This window comes from Rhizobium sp. AAP116 (assembly GCF_001295785.1).
Lineage (GTDB): Bacteria > Pseudomonadota > Alphaproteobacteria > Rhizobiales > Rhizobiaceae > Allorhizobium.
Genome location: NZ_LJIB01000002.1, coordinates 153,054 through 169,171 on the forward strand (window position 1 = coordinate 153,054; position 16,118 = coordinate 169,171).

The window sequence follows — 16,118 nt, forward strand, 5'->3', positions numbered from 1 at the left end:
GAGTGCGCAGCGCGCGAGATGTCGTCTCTGTCAGTCGGGCCTGACGCCCTCCCAGGCCTTTTGCAGAAGTGTGCGGATCGACGAGCGGTCGATCGGACGCGGGTTCCAGTAGGGGTTTTCGGTGGCGATATTGGCCGCTCGATCCAGATCGGCTTCAGTGAGACCGAAATCCTTGAGCGATAGGGGCGCGCCGATCGACTTGGCAAAGTCCCAGAGACCGCCGCCGATGGAGCCGCCGAAGAGTTCGGCTGCTGCCTTGAGCTCTTGTTCGGCGGCCTCGGCATTGAAGGCGGCCGTGTGTGGCAGCATGACCGCATGGGTTTCGGCATGGGGCGTATCGAAAGAGCCGCCCAGCGTGTGGCAGATCTTGTGGTGCAGCGCCATGCCGACAGTGCCGAGCACCGTGCCGCAAAGCCAGGCGCCATAGAGCGCTTCCGCCCGCGCCTCGGTGGCTTCAGGGCTCTTTACCAGAACCGGAAGGCTATCCCTAAATGCGCGTAGACCGTCGAGCGCCATCAGCGTCGAGACCGGGTTGCGATCCCTAGCATAGAGGCCCTCCACGGCATGGGCCATAGCGTTGAGACCGCTGGTGACGCTCATGCCGACCGGAAGACCTAGGGTCAGGTCCGGATCGTATATCACCACTTCCGGCAGGATGCTTGCGTTCCGGACCGTCGTCTTGTGACCACCCTCGGTCTGGCCAAGGATCGGGGTGACTTCGGAGCCGGCATAGGTCGTGGGGATGACGACCTGCGGCAGATCGGTGCGATAGGCGATTGCCTTGCCGAGCCCGGTTGTGGAGCCTCCACCGAGCGAGACCACGCAGTCGGCTTCGGTGTCCCTGACAACCTTCAGCGCTTTCTCCGTCACCTCGACGGGCGTGTGCATGACGGCACCGGAGAAGACGCCGACGGAGAGGGTACTCAGCCGATCAGAAAGCGCTTCCGCATCTGCCCTCTGGTGCGCCGTTGCCAGGACCAGCGCACGGCGACAACCGAGGGATTCCACCGCGCTGCCCACGTCTGCGCTGCGGCCGGAGCCGAAAAGTATACGCGCCGGGCTGCCAGCATAGGTGAAGCTCTTCATTTTCCCCTCCCGGGCCGTGCGCGGACCATGACGAACTTGACGCTGATGCGCGAGGTGGGTTTTCCGTCGATCTCCGTCTGCTCGAACGGATGCACCAGTTCGGGTCGGACGCCGAACAGCGCATCTTCACCGAGTCTCGGATCCTCAGAATCGTAGATATGTGTGGTGATCGTCTCGAAGCCGGGTGCCCGCACGACGAAATGCAGATGCGCTGGACGGTGCAGCGGATAGCCCGCCTGGGCGAACAGCCGCCCCACAGGACCGTCACCGGGGACGCCGTAACCTGCCGGCCTCACCGTGCGATAGTGGAACCTGCCGTTCTGATTTGGGCGGAACAGACCCCGTAGGTTGAATTCGGGCTGCAGATCCGGCTGCTGGTTCTCGTAGAAGCCTTCGGCATTCGCCTGCCATGTTATGATTTCAGCCGTGGTGATCGGCAGCCCGTCCAGATCTTCGACGCGGCCCTCGACCAGCAGCGGCTCGCCTTCGCCGTCGAGCGAGATGGAACTGCCGAGTGCCCGCTCCGGGGTGTCGGGACGGAAGAAGGGACCGCGGATCGTGTTGGGAGTGGCGCCGGACGGGCGGCGGGAGTTGATCTCTTCCACAAGCGCCGAAGCGCCGACGAGATCCGAAAACAGCACCCATTCCTGGCGGCGTTCGTCCGAGGCGTGGCCCACTTCGGTCAGGAAGTCGAGCACTTTGCGCCATTGCTCCGGTGTCGGGCGGAATTCCTTGACGAGATCGTGCACATGGCAGACCACGGCAGAGAGCAGGCGCGCGTTTGCGTCATCGGTTGTGCCGAAGCGGCTCGTGAAAGCCTCGGCAGAGGTCGCTTCATTGAAGGTGATGAGGTCTGCGGCCCGCGACATGCATCTCCTCCCAAATCCGCATTGCTGGTCGAGAGGAAACTAGCAGGGCTCGCATGCAGGATTGATGATTTGTTTGGGAGCCAATATAACAATCCGTTATGAAGTTCGACGAGCGACACCTCATCCAGCTGGCTGCCGTGGTCAAAACCGGCGGTGTAACCGAAGGCGCAGCCCTGCTGGGGCTGGCGCAGCCGGCTGTGTCGCGCACTTTGTCGATGCTGGAAAAGAGAATTGGCGAACCGCTCTTCATCAAGGGTAGGCGCCCAATGCAGCCAACGCCGCTCGGGATTGCGCTCGCCGAACATGGGCTTGCCATGCTGGCTGCCTCACGCAAGGCTTCCGATCTGATGGAAAGTTTCCGGGTTGGCAAAAGTGGCGTCGTCCGGGTCGGCGGCAGCCCCTTCTTCATGGATTCGCTGATCGCCGGGATGTGCGCCGAGTTCCAGGTGACGCATCCGGATGTGCGGATCGACCAGTCCTATGGCTATTTTCCGGATTTGCGTGCTGCTCTGAAGGCCGACCAGATCGATCTGGCGATCTGCCCGATTGACATTCTCGACGAGGGTTCGGGGCTCGCCTTCCAGCAGATTTTGCCCGGCCGCAATGTCATTGCCTGCCGCGTGACCCATCCGCTGCTCCTGAAACGTCGCCTGCAGCCGGCCCATCTTCTCGACTATTCCTGGGTGGCCCCGCCGCCTGGCAGTCCGCTGCTGGCAGACCTGCGTGCCCTGCTGCTCTCGTTCGGCGCGACTGAGATCCGCATCCGTTATTCGGGTGGGTCGCTTGCGAGTGTGGTCAATTATCTGAAAGCGGCGGACGCGCTGACCGTGATGCCGCATAGCGTGGTCTTTGCGCAGCGCAAGGAAAAGACGATCACGGCCCTGCCGATCAACATTCCACATCCGGAGCGCGCGCTTGCCATCCTCAGGCGTGTCGATGCGCCGCGGTCTCCGGCGGTCGAACAGTTTTCAGCCTTCATCCGCTCAGGTTTCGACAACCTGAAGCACCTGATCAAACGGCACGAGGAAGCCGTGGTCTGGGGCAGTTAACGGGCCCGCGAGGGCGGGCCCATTTGTTCATGCAAGCGCTTCCATCTTGCCGGCGGTCGGAATGTTCGGTGCCGTCTTGTTGTCGACGATGACGAGATCGAACGTGCCATCGTCCTTGCGACGCCATTGACCGCCGACAAGCGGCGTCTTGGTGACGTTCTTGGCTGCAAAGGGCGGCACGCCCTGGCCGTTCCATTCGACGCGGCCGACGATCGTGTCGACCCTGGAGGAGGCGATTGCCGCTGCAACGGCTTCGGCATCGGTGACGTCGCTCACCCGTCCCATCACATTGGTCGCCATCTCGAAGAGCGAGTGGACGAAGCCGATCGGCTGCGTCCAGGGGCGACCGGTTTTGGCGGTGAAGTCGGCTGCAAGTTCGCCTGCACTCTGGCCCGTCAGCGATGACTTGAACGGATGCTGCGCCGACCACCAGACTTCCGAGGAGAGGTTGTGGCCGGCCGCGCCAAGCGTCTCGACCGATTGCGGGAAAAGGATCGCCTTGGCGACGGTCACTGCTTTCGGATTGAAGCCTTGTTGTTTCGCCTGGTTCCAGAAGGTCGTAAAGTCAGGCGGAATGACGACGCCGGTTATGATGTCGCACTGGCCGTCCTTGAAGGAATTCACCTGGGCGGTGAAATCGTCGGTCAGGTTCTGGTAACGGCCCGGATCCAGGAGATCGAAGCCGGCCTGGGCGAGACCCGGCTTCAGGCCGACATTCGGATCGCCCCAGGCATTGCCGTCGGCATCATTGGGGAAGAGCCCGCCGACCTTCTTGTTCGAGTCCAACTGGGCCCACATGTTGGTGAAGACCGCGATCACGTCTTCCAAGCCCCAGAAGTAATGGTAAGCGAATTCGAACGGTTTCCAGCTCTGCGGATCCCCGGGATTGCCCTGCTGCCCGATAAACCAGGGCTGCCACGGCGCCTTGGTGGATATGCAGGGGATGCCTTCGGCCTCGCAGGTGGTGGCGACCGGATTGGTGTTTTCCGGCGTCGAGGCGACCAGCATCAGGTTGATCTCGTCGGAGAGGATGAGCTCCTTCGCCACATCCGCTGCCCTGTTCGGGTTGGACTGGCTGTCCTTGACGATGATCTCGAAGTTCTTGCCCGCCTCGGCCGCGAGGAAGGAGGCGATGTTATAGGCGTCACTCTCGCCGAAGCTTGCCAGCGGCCCGGTCTGCGGGCTGACATAGCCGAGCTTGATCTTTGCCCCTTGGGCGATCGCCGGTGCGGCGAGGCCCCCGAAACCATAGGCGAGACCGGTAGCAGCCCCCGCCTTCAGCAGTTTTCTGCGCGTAATCATGCTGTCGTCCTCCCAGTTGTATGTGTGAACTATGCCGCGACGCGGTGAAATGGCCGGCTTCCCTCCGCAAGATCCTGCAGGATCGCGTCCAATGCTGCGACTTCCATCTCGGACGCCTGGTGTGTTCGGCCCGGAAACAATTCGCATCGGAGCCTCGCCCGCGCCCTCCCAAGCGTTTCCGAGGCTTCTGCGAAAGCCGAGACAGGGATCCAGGGATCCTGATCGGAGCCGGTGAGATAGACGGGCATGCCGTCGAGATCGCGTGCGGGACGCTGGTCCGCCGCCTGACCCACACGGCAGCCGGTGAGATTGACCATGGCCCCGTTCCATGGCCCGAAGGCCATGGCGTATTCGAGCGACAGGCAGGCGCCCTGGCTGAAGCCGCCGATCAAGAGCGGTTTTTTCGCACCGCCTGCCTGTCGCAGGGCCCCCACAAGCCCGTTGATATAGTCGAGTGAGGCCGTCAACTCGGTGCGTGTCGGGCCTGTTAGCGCATCCGTGGCGCGTGCCGCATACCAGGAATTGCCCGTCGCGCGCGGCAAACAGAAAGACACGCCGCGCACCGATAGTTTCCCGACGACCTGCTCGATCATGTCCTCGGGCGATTGGGTTCGCCCATGAACGAAGACGCAGAGTACCTCGGCCTCCGCGGGTGCAACTCCTGCGGATAGCGGCTCGCCGTGAATGGCCATGCTCGCCTCCGGATCAGAAGTTGGCGGGTTCGAGACCGGCGATCAGCTCTTCGCGGCGATCCTCGAACCATGGCGGGAAGACGAGCGTCGAGCCGATGGCGTCGGCCGGCTCGTCCTTCGCCCAGCCGCCTTCGACCGACCAGGCGATCTCGAAGAGCGCCCCGCCTGGCGAGCGGACGTAACAGGATTTGAAGTAGTTGCGATCCTTCTGGTCGGAGACGTCGGTGAAGCCGAGGCCTTCGATATGCGCCTTGAGCTTCAGCTGGTTCTCCTCGTTGACCGTGTTGAGCGCAAGGTGATGGATGGTGCCACCCGATAGCGTCCAGGTGCCCTGCGGCCCGGTTGGCTGGTGAAGCACCTCGACCATGCTCGTCGGACCACCATTGTTCGGCACCGAGAACATCAGGCCCTCGTCGCTGTCGGCTTCCTTCTTCATGCCCATGCCAATCGTCAGGAAGTCGTCCATCGAGGTGCGGTCGAAGACGGCGATGGCTGCGCCGTAAATGCCGCGGATGCCCTGTACCTCGCCAATGCCCTCGGCCTCGTTGGTGATCGGCGGGCGGGTGTCCGCCGGGCTCTCGACCAGTTCATGGTCGATGCCGCAGGGATGGGCGAGCGCCACGCGGGTGATGCCGAAGCGGCTGGTCTTGGCGGCAGGAATGCCGCGCTCGTTCAGCCTGTCGACCCAGAAATCGGCCGAACCGACGGGGATCGACAGCTGGATGATCTTCGACTGGTTCGTGCCGCGTTTGCCGAAGATGCCGGGCTTCTTGAAGGGGAAGGTGGTGACGATGGTCGAGGGGTCGCCGCTCTTGGCACCGTAGTAAAGGTGGTAGACCGGGATCGTGCCATCGAAAAGCACGGTGCGCTTGATCGAATGCAGGCCAAGTGTCTTTGTATAAAAGTCATAGTCCTCCTGAGCGCCGTCGGTGCTCAGCGTGAGGTGATGATAACCCGAGATGAACGACATGTTTCTTCTCCTCCAGAAACTGCAAATATACGGATCGCGCCGTTCCCGACACGCGGGCCCTCCAGCGGCTTGACTTGCCGCACCCGTCTTCTCGTGTCGGAGCGGATCTGCTCCAATTGTCAGACTATAGAGGGCGCAAGGCCGTCTGTTGATAAAATTGCTTATGCTCGATATAGCAGATCGCTATGAAGATCGATGAGCGTCATCTCGTCCAGCTTGCAGCCGTCGCCGAAACCGGTGGTGTCACGGAGGGTGCTGCCATGCTCGGCATGACCCAGCCTGCGGTATCGCGGACACTGTCCATGCTGGAGCGCCGGGTGGGTGAACCACTCTTCACGCCAGGCAAGCGCCCACTGCAACTGACACCGCTCGGCCAGCAGCTGGCCATCCAGGGTCGCTCGATCCTGGCCGCATCGCGCAAGGCGGTGGAGATCGTCCGCAGTTTCCAGTCAGGCACGACCGGGCGGATCAAGGTGGGCGGTGTGCCTTTCTTTATGGATGCCGTCATTTCCCAGATGATCGCGAGTTTCCAGTTGCGCGAGCGCGACATCATGGTCGAGCAGTCCTACGGCAACCTGCCAGATCTGCTGACCGAGCTCGATTCCAGCCAGATCGACGTTGCCATCACCCCGATCGGCAGCACGGACCTGAAGAGCGACTTCGAGTTTCAGCCGATCCTGCCCGGGCGCAACGTACTGACCTGCGCCGTCGGGCATCCGCTGCTGAGGAAGCGGCGGCTGAGCATCGAAGACATCATGACCTATCCCTGGGTCGCGCCGCTTCCTGGCTCGCCTCTGGTGCTTGATTTGCACAATATCCTGATCACTCTGGGGATCAGCGAGTTGCAGGTCCGCTATTCCGGCGGCTCCCTGTTGTCGGTCGTCAACTACATCGCCTCGACCGATGCGCTGGCGATCCTGCCGCATTCGGTGGTCTTTTCCTTCAAGGGTGAGAACAAGATCTCCATCGTGCCCGTCGATATCCCGCAGCCGGAGCGGACGCTTGGCATCATCACCAAGCGCAAGACCTATCCGAACCCGGCCTGTCGCAAGTTTCAGGAACATATCGTCCGGGAATTCACCGACCTGAAGAAGGTGATCGAGCGCCACGAGAGATCGATCGTCTGGGGTGAGGGGCCCTTCCTTCCGGAACGGGATCGGTGATCCATTCCCGAGCCTATCCTCGGTGCCTGCGAAAAAAATGTTCTAAAGAGCGTAACGAAACGCAGTCTGCGCCGTCTAATCCGTGTAACCCCCAACGCGTCAGCGGAACCGTCAATGACAAGCACAGACCAAATGCCAGGCGCTTTAGCAACTGGCTGGACAAAGCCCAAGCGCTTCGATCGCAACCTCGTCGTGATCGGTGCGGGCTCGGCCGGGCTCGTCTCTGCCTATATCGCAGCCGCCGCCAAGGCGAAGGTGACGCTCGTTGAAGCCAACAAGATGGGTGGCGATTGCCTGAACTTCGGCTGTGTTCCGTCCAAGGCTCTGATCAAGAGTGCCAAGGTGGCGCATCAGATGCGCCATGCCGATCATTACGGTCTTGAAGCGGTCGAACCCAAGGTTCCCTTCTCGGCTGTTATGGAGCGGATCCACAAGGTGATCGCGGAGATCGAACCGCATGACAGCGTCGAGCGCTATACGGGTCTCGGCGTCGAGGTTCTCCAGGGCTATGCGAAGCTGATCGATCCGTGGACGGTGGAGATTGCGCTGAGCAGCGGCGGTACACAGCGGCTGACGACGCGGGCGATCGTGATCGCAACCGGCGCGCAACCCTTCGTGCCTCCGATCCCGGGCCTGGCTGAAGTCGGTTATCTGACCTCCGACACTTTATGGGAGCGGCTGCGCGACCGGCCGGAGGTGCCGCGTCGTCTCGTCGTTCTCGGCGGCGGGCCGATCGGGTGCGAGCTCGCACAAAGTTTCGCCCGGCTGGGCTCGCAGGTCGCTCAGATCGAGATGGCCCCGCGTGTGATGATGCGCGAGGATCCAGACGCGGCCGGCTTTGTCGAGGCGTCGCTTAAGGCCGATGGTGTGCAGGTGCTGACTGGCCACAAAGCGGTCTCCTGCGGCACGGATGGCGACGACAAATGGATCGAGGTGGAGCATCCCGGCGGCCGGGACCGTATCGGCTTTGACGAGATCATCGTCGCCGTCGGACGCGCGCCGCGTCTGAAGGGCTTCGGGCTCGAGGAACTCGGTATCAAGGTCGATCGGGTTGTCGAGACCAACGATTATCTTCAGACGCTCCACCCGAACATCCTGGCCGCCGGTGACGTGGCAGGGCCTTATCAATTCACGCATGTTGCCGGGCATCAGGCCTGGTTTGCCGCGATCAATGCGCTGTTTGGTGATCTCAAGCGCTTCAAGGCCGACTACTCGGTCATCCCCTGGGCGACCTTTACGGACCCGGAAGTGGCGCGCGTCGGCCTCTCTGAAACGGATGCAAAGGAGAAGAACATCCCCTACGAGGTGACGCGCTTCGGCATCGATGATCTTGATCGGGCAATCGCCGACAGCTCTGCACATGGCTTCGTCAAGGTGCTGACTGTACCCGGCAAGGACAAGATCCTCGGCGTCACCATCGTCGGCGAACATGCAGGCGATCTGCTCGCGGAATTCGTCTTCGCCATGAAGCACGGCCATGGGCTCGGAAAAATCCTCGGCACGATCCACATCTACCCGACGCTGGCCGAAGCGAACAAGATGGTGGCCGGGCAGTGGCGGCGCGCGCATGTCAATGGTTTTCTGCTGTCGCTGCTTGAGCGCTTCCAGACCTGGAGGCGTGGATGATCGATGCGAAGATCCTGCCCCTGCAAAAGGCGGCGCTCCAGCCAATGGCCGAGTTTCTTGCCAGGCGCGGCGTGCGGGCGGATCAGATCAGCGTCGTCGGTTTTATCGCCGGGTTCGGTGCCTTTGCGGCCCTCGGCTTCGGATACTGGCTGGCCGCGCTTCTACTTATCCTCGTCAATCGCGGCTTTGATGGCCTCGATGGTGCGGTTGCGCGTATTCAGGGGCCGACGGATCGCGGTGCCTATCTCGATATCGCGTTGGACATGGTCTTCTACGCGTTGATGCCGCTCGGCTTTGCGATTGCCTCGCCAGAGGACAACGCTCTGCCGGCGGCGATACTCATCGTCTCCTTCGTCGGCACGGGCTCTTCGTTTCTCGCCTTTTCGGCGGTCGCAGCAAAGCTTGGCCGCAACGCGCCAGAGTTTCCGACCAAGGGCATCTATTATGCGGGCGGTCTGGCGGAGGGTTTCGAGACGATCGCCGTCTTTGTCGCCATGTGCCTTTTCCCCGAGAGCTTTGCGCTGATCGCCTACGGTTTTGCCGCGCTTTGTGCGCTGACCACTGTCATTCGCTGGCGTCAGGGATGGGTCGCTTTCTCTCAGGGGCCGCGATGAAGGCTCGACACGCCGTTTCAGCTGACCGCGTTCAAGCGGTCGAGTGCGTTGCGGACCGCCAGCCGGGCGCGATGCAAGAGAACGCGCATATTGCCTTCGCTGATGTTGAGCAATGCGCATACCTCGCTGGGGTCGAGTTCCTGCTGGCCGCGAAGGATGAGCACGGCCCGTTGCGTCGGCGGCAGAGTGTCGATCACCTCTTCGACGTGCTGCAGCACGCTTCGACCCTCGATGTGACGTTCCGGGGTCAGGTTCTCCCAGAGTTCCGGGATCTGGCGCCAGTGGCCGCGACCGTCAAATGCGTCTGCCAGGCTGTCGCCACTGGCGTGATCGTCGAAGAAGACGGTGCGTCCTTCGCGTCTGGCGCGGCTGCGCGCCTTGTTGATGAGGATGGTGTAGATCCAGCTGGCAAGCGAGCTGCGGCCCTCGAAAAGGTCGATGCGACCGAGCACGGCGATCCATGTGTCCTGAACGACCTCCTCGGCAAGGTGCCGGTGCTGGACGATGCCGGTGCAGAAACGGATAAGCGCGGCATTGTGGCGCCGATAAAGAATGTCGAAAGCCGCAGCATCGCCATCCACCAGGCGCAAAACCAGAGCCTGATCATCCCCTTCGACCTGCGTCACGCCGCCCCTCACATCAATCCGGCGGCCATTAGCGAAACAATCATCTTTAAAGTCCAGCCGCATTCGCCCCCATCAAGTCATAGTGACCATGCCGTGTCTGTCGTCGCTGGCGATGCGGTCTTACAGCGCGTCGACTGCTTTTCTGGAGATGTCCATGACTGAACGCAACGCGTCTCGCCCCGGCCATCTATCGTCGGATGCGAACGAGCCCGCCTCACCAACCACGGCCCGCAGAAGCAAAATCTGGCGGTTTACGCCTGTGGTCGTCGTCCTTGCTGGCCTTGCTCTGGGCTATGCCTTTGGCCTGCAGGACTATCTCAGTCTGGCGTTTCTCGCTGAACAGAGGCAGGCCCTGAGGGCCTATGTCGATGCCAATTTCCTCTGGTCGGCATTGCTTTTCCTTGGGATCTACATTGCCGCCGTCGCCTTCTCCTTCCCGGCCGCTTCGGTGTTGACCATCTTCGGCGGCTTTCTGTTCGGCTGGATGATCGGTGGCGCACTCGTCGCGGTCGGTGCCACGGTCGGGGCCTCGATCCTCTTCCTTGCGACGCGATCGGCCTTCGGCAGTTTCCTTCGCCATCGCGTTGACGGTGTCGTGAAGAAGCTTGCCGACGGCTTCCGCGAAAACGCTTTCGGCTACCTCTTCGTCATCCGTCTGGCGCCAGTCTTTCCGTTCTTCGTGGTGAACATTGCCGCAGCTCTTTTCGACATCAGCCTTGGCCGTTTTTTCGCGGCGACGTTCTTCGGCATCCTGCCCGGCACCTTTGCCTATGCCTATCTCGGGCAGGGTGTCGACAGCGTCCTCCTTGCCGCACAGGAGAGCGGCCAGGAAGCGAAGATCTCGGATCTTGTCACCCCGGAAATCACGCTCGCCTTTTTCGCGCTGGCGCTTGTCGCGCTGATCCCGACCGTGGTGCGGCAGATCCGCAAGCGGGGTGCTTCGCGATGAACAGTGAGATCACAGGGTTGGGGGAAGCTTAAGCCATGTTTCGATGCAGCGAAGTCGCCGAACGGGCGAGCCTTCTGATCGATGGCGAACTGGGCTTGTGGCCACGATTGAACATCCGTCTTCATCTGGCGATGTGTCGGGGATGCCGGGCATTCGTCGAGCAAATGCGGATAACCCGCGATCTTGCCGTATTGGCTGGGGCTGCGGAGGATCCGCTGCCGAGTGCCGAGATCGAGGCCGCGCTGGCCAGACGACGGATCCAGTCTGGACGACCATCATGAAATCCGACGGACATCACGAGCGTAGTTCCAGAAAAAAGAGCCAATGTGCTCGAATGCCATAAGGTCAATTTCAGGGAGAAGGGCAGATCATGCGATTAATGACAGGGATTTTCGCCGCAGGGTTCATCGCGGCCGCCAGCGGTTTGCCAGCACTTGCGTCCGGCCCGGATCTTTCCGATTGGGCTGCCATCGAGAAGAGCGCTTCCGGCCAGACGGTCTATTTCAACGCTTGGGGTGGGTCGGAGAACATCAACGCCTATCTCGAATGGGTCGGCGCCGAGATGCAGTCGCGCTACGGAGTGACCGTCATCCAGGTGAAGCTCGATGACACCGCGAGTGCGGTCGCCAAGGTGATTGCCGAGAAAGCCGCCGGCAAGGACGCCGGTGGCTCCGTCGATCTCATCTGGATCAACGGCGAGAACTTCGTTTCGATGAAGCAGCAGGAGCTGCTTCTGACACCGGGCTGGGCGACTTCCTTGCCGAACTGGGTTTATGTCGATGTCGACAACCAGCCGACGATCCTCACCGACTTCACCGAGCCGACGGAGGGGTTGGAAAGCCCCTGGGGCGGCGCGAAGATGGTCTTCTTCTATGATAGCGCCCGGACCGACGCCTCAACCCTGCCTGACAGCGCAAGCCAATTGCTCGACTGGGCAAAGAAGAACCCCGGGCGCTTCTCCTATCCGGCTCCGCCTGATTTCATCGGTTCGTCCTTCCTCAAGCAGGTGCTGAGTGAAGTGATCGACGATCCGGGCCAGCTTGCCGAACCGGTGAACGAGGCAAGTTTCGAACGGGACGTCGAGCCGCTCTTTGCCTATCTCGACCAGCTTCATGACGCCGCATGGCGGTCGGGCAAGGCCTTTCCGCAAAACTATCCGGACATGAAGCAGAAGCTCGCCGATGGCGAACTCGACATCATCTTCGCCTTCAATCCGTCGGAAGCCTCTGCCGGCATCAAGGCAGGGGAGCTTCCCGACACGGTGCGATCCTTCACCTTCTCCGGCGGCACGCTCGGCAATACCCATTTCGTTGCCATTCCCTACAATGCGAATGCCAAGGAAGGTGCGCTGCTGACGGCGAATTTCCTGATTTCGCCGGAGGCGCAGCTGCGCAAGCAGGATCCGACCTATTGGGGTGACCCGACCGTCCTTTCGATGGCGAAGCTGCCGGATGCCGATCGTTCTGCTTTCGCAGCACTCGATCTCGGCGTTGCGACGCTTTCGCCGGACAAACTCGGACCAGTTATCGCCGAGCCGCATGCCAGCTGGATGGAGCGGATCGAAGTCGAGTGGCGTCGACGCTATGCCAGCGGCAACTGAGCCGTGCAGGGAAGTCTGAAGGCTCGCAGTTTTGTCGATCGTTTGACCGCGCTTCTTCCCAGAGGCGCGGTCTTGCTGACGCTCGGCCTGTTGCTGCTGCCAATCGCCTTCGGCCTTCTCGGAACGCTCCTGCCAGCCTTTGGCTACCTGCCGGCGCTCGGCGGTGTGGGCCTCAGCCTTGATCCTTTCCGAGCTCTCGTTGCTACGCCGGGGCTTGTTCCGGCTGCCGTTCTCAGTCTGGTTACTGGGCTTGTCGCCACCATCCTCTCGCTCGGTATAACCCTGTTGTTTGTCGCGGGCTTTGCCGGGACACCCGTTCTTGCGCGCATCCAGCACATCATCTCACCGCTTCTCGCCGTGCCGCATGCTGCCGCGGCCTTCGGGCTCGCCTTCCTCATCGCGCCCTCCGGCTTTCTCATTCGGCTCGTGGCGCCGCTTTTCGGAATAGAGCGGCCGCCCGACATTCTCATTCCGCATGATCCCTGGGGGCTGGCCATGATCGCCGGCCTTGTGATCAAGGAAACGCCCTTCCTGTTCCTGGTGACCTTGGCGGCTCTGCCGCAGGTCGACCTCACTGCTGCCCGCAGGCTGGCAGCCTCTTTCTGCTATGGGCGGATTGCGGGTTTCGTCTATCTGCTCTGGCCAGCGCTCTACCGGCAAATCCGTTTCGCTGTTTATGCCGTCATTGCCTACTCGTCCTCGGTCGTCGACGTTGCCGTGATCCTCGGCCCCAATCTGCCCGGCACACTTGCTACGCGTCTCGTGCAGTGGATGAACGACCCTGACCTTTCCGTGCGTTTCCTCGCATCGGCCGGCGCAGTATTGCAGCTCGGCGTCACCCTCACCGCACTGCTTGCATGGTTCGGTCTGGAAAGACTTGGCGCCATGCTGCTGAGATCGTTCGGCGATCGCGGCTATCGTTTCGTGCATGACCTGACGGTCCGCAGGCTCGCGATGATCGCAGTCATCATCATTGGCGCAAGCGTGTTTGCGGGTCTTCTCCTCCTCGGGCTGTGGTCACTTGCCGGCCTCTGGCAGTTTCCAGATCTCCTGCCGCGCGATTTCACCCTGCGCAGCTGGATGACGATCCTTCCGCGCATCGGCGATCCTCTCGTGACGACGCTGATCGCGGGGCTTGCCTCGACGCTGATCGCGGTGGTGCTGACGGTCGGCTGCCTTGAGCGCGAGATCCAGACGGGACGACGGGGCGGCGACAAGAGCCTGCTGCTCCTCTATCTGCCGCTCATCGTGCCGCAGATCGCCTTCGTTTTCGGCCTTCAGCTGCTCTTTGTCGGTAGCGGTAGTGATCAACGCCTCACCGCTCTCATCCTGGTGCATCTTGTGTTCGTGCTGCCTTACGTATTCCTGTCCCTTGCCGATCCGTGGCGGGCGCTCGATCGCCGCTATGAAATCATCGCCACCGCGCTCGGCCGCTCACGTCTCTCGGTGGTCCTGTCGATCCGCCTGCCGATGCTGATCCGCCCCATCCTGACCGCTCTTGCTGTCGGCTTCGCGGTCTCGGTTGGGCAATATCTGCCGACGGTTCTGATCGGGGAGGGGCGGCTGACTACCATCACCACGGAAGCTGTCGCACTCGCCTCCGGCAACAACCGCCGCGTCATCGGAGTCTATGCCCTGTTGCAGACCATTCTCCCCTTCCTCGCCTTCGCGCTTGCCGCGCTCTTGCCTGCTGTTCTCCATCGCAACCGTCGTGAGATGAGGGTGTGATGATGCCGCAAAGTCAGGTCGCCACGGGCCTTCGCCTCTCCAGCATCGTGATCTGCCTCGGAGATTTCAGGCTGATCGCGCTCGATACAGAAGTGCCCCCTGGCTCGATTTTCACAGTCATGGGTCCTTCGGGCTCAGGGAAATCGACACTGCTTTCCTTCATCGGCGGTTTTCTCGAGCCTGCCTTTCATGCGGAGGGTGGCGTCTCGGTTGGTGATGTTGATCTTCTGGCGCTTGCGCCGGAGCAGCGACGGGCTGGTATCCTCTTCCAGGATCCGTTGCTCTTTCCGCATATGTCCGTCGGCGCCAATGTTGCCTTCGCCATTCCCGGCGAGGTTTCGGACCGGAAGCTCAGATGGCGGATGGCAGCCGAGATCCTTCGGGAGATGGAGTTACCGGGCTTCGAGGATCGCGATCCGGCGACGCTTTCAGGTGGCCAGAAGGCGCGCGTGGCGCTCGCCCGTGTCCTGGTCTCGCAACCCCGCCTGCTGTTGCTCGATGAACCCTTCTCCAAACTCGACATGGCGCTTCGCAACCAGATGCGCTCACTCGTCTTTGACCGCGCTCGCAGCGCCGGTCTGCCGGTCATTCTTGTCACGCATGACGAGGCCGATGCGGAGGCGGCGGGCGGACCGGTACATCGGCTTGGCGATCAGGAGAACGATCATGGGTGAAGACGACGGCATCCACGCGGAGATCCTGCTGCTCGGTGGTGGCCATGCGCATGTCGAGGTGATCCGGAGGCTTGGCCAGTTGGGTCTCGGGGCGAGGATGATGCTCGTCTCCCCCGGCCGATTTGCGCCTTATTCCGGCATGCTCCCAGGCTATATCGCCGACGTCTACAGTTTTGACGACTTTCATATCGATCTGGCCGCATTGTGCTTGCGCTTCGGTGTGACCTTTCTCGAAACATCTGCCAGGCACATCGATCCCGAAGAACGCATCGTGCGCCTCGCAGAGGGCGGCGCCGTCGGCTACCGCTACCTTTCCGTCGATATCGGTTCCACGCCGTCGTTGCCGCTGGGGATATCGGCCGGCATTTCCGTCAAGCCGATTTCAAGCTTCACCGATCGCCTCGGACGGCTCGACGCTCTCATCGCTGCAGGCGAGCGCGTGAGGCTCGCAGTCGTGGGGCAGGGGGTGGCGGGGGTCGAGGTCGCTTTCGCCCTGAAGCAGAGATTTGCCGGCCGGGATGTCGAGATTGCGCTGATCGGTAGGTCTACGGTACCAGTGCCGGAGCGTAGCGTTCGAGCACGGCAATTGGTGGAGAGAGAATTGCAGGTGGCAGGGATCGCCCACCATCCGACTTTTGACGTGGTCGGTTTTCAAAACGGCGAAGTCGTCGCGCGAGATGGTCGGAGGCTTGTCGCCGACGAAGTCATCTGGACGACCTCGAGCGGTTCACAAGGGTTCCTGCGGGAGACCGGGCTTCTGCTCGATGCAGGAGGTTTCATCCGCGTCGACGAAAGCCTTCGCTCCCTGTCGCACCCGGATATCTTCGCCGCCGGTGACGTGGCATCTCTGGCTGATCCACGTCCCAAGGCGGGTGTCTTTGCAGTCCGTCAGGGCCCAGTCCTTGCGGACAACATCCATCGCAGTCTGAAGGGGGAGCCGCTCGAAGCCTATCGCCCGCAGCGATCCTGGTTGGTGCTGATATCGCTGCCGAACGGCCAGGCGATTGCCGACAAATGGGGATTGGCCGTTGTTGGGCGCTGGGTTGCCCGCTGGAAGGACCGGATCGACCGAGGTTTCATGCAACGCTACAAGTCGGATATGTGATCGCGCACTCCGTCACCTGGACGTGGGCTGTTTTCGGCGTGAAAAAAGCCCCGCACACCGAAGTG

16 protein-coding genes are annotated in these 16,118 nt (G+C 61.8%); 10 read left to right on the forward strand and 6 right to left on the reverse strand.

What is annotated here, in order from left to right; all coding sequences use genetic code 11:
- Positions 1-30 precede the first annotated feature (30 nt).
- Positions 31-1,086 carry a maleylacetate reductase gene (locus IP85_RS00750; protein WP_054147752.1) on the reverse strand — a complete coding sequence of 352 codons (1,056 nt, stop codon included), beginning with the start codon at positions 1,084-1,086 and terminating at the stop codon, positions 31-33.
- Positions 1,083-1,955, reverse strand: a complete 873-nt coding sequence (locus IP85_RS00755) for a dioxygenase (RefSeq protein WP_054147753.1) — start codon at positions 1,953-1,955, stop codon at positions 1,083-1,085. Before IP85_RS00755 ends, IP85_RS00750 begins: the two co-directional genes overlap by 4 nt.
- 98 nt (positions 1,956-2,053) lie before the next feature.
- On the opposite strand from IP85_RS00755, the gene IP85_RS00760 reads away from it, so the two are divergent.
- Complete coding sequence (locus tag IP85_RS00760) at positions 2,054-3,004, forward strand: LysR family transcriptional regulator (protein ID WP_054147754.1); 951 nt, start codon at positions 2,054-2,056, stop codon at positions 3,002-3,004.
- Between the two features lie 27 nt (positions 3,005-3,031).
- On the opposite strand, the gene IP85_RS00765 is transcribed toward IP85_RS00760, so the two are convergent.
- From IP85_RS00765 to IP85_RS00775, 3 genes are read right to left on the reverse strand one after another with little or no spacing between them, the layout of a single operon-like run.
- Positions 3,032-4,306, reverse strand: coding sequence for an ABC transporter substrate-binding protein (locus tag IP85_RS00765; protein ID WP_054147755.1), 1,275 nt, complete (start codon positions 4,304-4,306; stop codon positions 3,032-3,034).
- A 29-nt stretch (positions 4,307-4,335) separates the two neighbouring features.
- Complete coding sequence (locus IP85_RS00770; RefSeq protein ID WP_054147756.1) at positions 4,336-4,998, reverse strand: phospholipase; 663 nt, start codon at positions 4,996-4,998, stop codon at positions 4,336-4,338.
- 13 nt (positions 4,999-5,011) lie between these two features.
- Positions 5,012-5,968, reverse strand: coding sequence for a VOC family protein (locus tag IP85_RS00775; protein ID WP_054147757.1), 957 nt, complete (start codon positions 5,966-5,968; stop codon positions 5,012-5,014).
- Between the two features lie 185 nt (positions 5,969-6,153).
- Between IP85_RS00775 and IP85_RS00780 the strand changes: the two genes are divergently transcribed.
- The 3 genes from IP85_RS00780 to IP85_RS00790 all read left to right on the forward strand — a co-directional run bounded on the left by IP85_RS00780 (position 6,154) and on the right by IP85_RS00790 (position 9,371).
- On the forward strand, positions 6,154-7,131 hold the full coding sequence (locus tag IP85_RS00780) for a LysR family transcriptional regulator (protein WP_054147758.1): 978 nt from the start codon (positions 6,154-6,156) through the stop codon (positions 7,129-7,131).
- Between the two features lie 132 nt (positions 7,132-7,263).
- The gene (locus IP85_RS00785) at positions 7,264-8,757 is read left to right on the forward strand and encodes an FAD-dependent oxidoreductase (RefSeq protein ID WP_054147993.1); all 1,494 of its coding nucleotides are present in this window, start codon (positions 7,264-7,266) and stop codon (positions 8,755-8,757) included.
- Positions 8,754-9,371 carry a CDP-alcohol phosphatidyltransferase family protein gene (locus IP85_RS00790; RefSeq protein WP_054147759.1) on the forward strand — a complete coding sequence of 206 codons (618 nt, stop codon included), beginning with the start codon at positions 8,754-8,756 and terminating at the stop codon, positions 9,369-9,371. Before IP85_RS00785 ends, IP85_RS00790 begins: the two co-directional genes overlap by 4 nt.
- A gap of 17 nt (positions 9,372-9,388) precedes the next feature.
- Here the strand turns inward: IP85_RS00790 and IP85_RS00795 are convergent, their stop codons facing one another.
- Complete coding sequence (locus tag IP85_RS00795) at positions 9,389-9,997, reverse strand: RNA polymerase sigma factor (RefSeq protein WP_054147760.1); 609 nt, start codon at positions 9,995-9,997, stop codon at positions 9,389-9,391.
- 154 nt (positions 9,998-10,151) lie between these two features.
- On the opposite strand from IP85_RS00795, the gene IP85_RS00800 reads away from it, so the two are divergent.
- The 6 genes from IP85_RS00800 to IP85_RS00820 all read left to right on the forward strand — a co-directional run bounded on the left by IP85_RS00800 (position 10,152) and on the right by IP85_RS00820 (position 16,053).
- Positions 10,152-10,946, forward strand: coding sequence for a TVP38/TMEM64 family protein (locus IP85_RS00800; RefSeq protein WP_054147761.1), 795 nt, complete (start codon positions 10,152-10,154; stop codon positions 10,944-10,946).
- Positions 10,947-10,981: 35 nt separating this feature from the next.
- Positions 10,982-11,227: a zf-HC2 domain-containing protein gene (locus IP85_RS21805; protein WP_082347534.1), complete on the forward strand. Its 246-nt coding sequence runs from the start codon at positions 10,982-10,984 to the stop codon at positions 11,225-11,227.
- Between the two features lie 89 nt (positions 11,228-11,316).
- A complete protein-coding gene (locus IP85_RS00805) occupies positions 11,317-12,546 on the forward strand; it encodes an ABC transporter substrate-binding protein (protein ID WP_156322685.1) in 1,230 nt (409 codons plus the stop codon).
- Between the two features lie 72 nt (positions 12,547-12,618).
- A complete protein-coding gene (locus tag IP85_RS00810) occupies positions 12,619-14,274 on the forward strand; it encodes an ABC transporter permease subunit (protein WP_245280782.1) in 1,656 nt (551 codons plus the stop codon).
- Entirely contained in the window at positions 14,274-14,948 is a 675-nt protein-coding gene (locus tag IP85_RS00815) for an ATP-binding cassette domain-containing protein (RefSeq protein WP_082347535.1), read from the forward strand. The genes IP85_RS00810 and IP85_RS00815 overlap by 1 nt, the downstream gene beginning before the upstream one ends.
- Entirely contained in the window at positions 14,941-16,053 is a 1,113-nt protein-coding gene (locus IP85_RS00820; RefSeq protein ID WP_054147764.1) for an FAD-dependent oxidoreductase, read from the forward strand. The genes IP85_RS00815 and IP85_RS00820 overlap by 8 nt, the downstream gene beginning before the upstream one ends.
- The last annotated feature ends 65 nt before the right edge of the window (positions 16,054-16,118 follow it).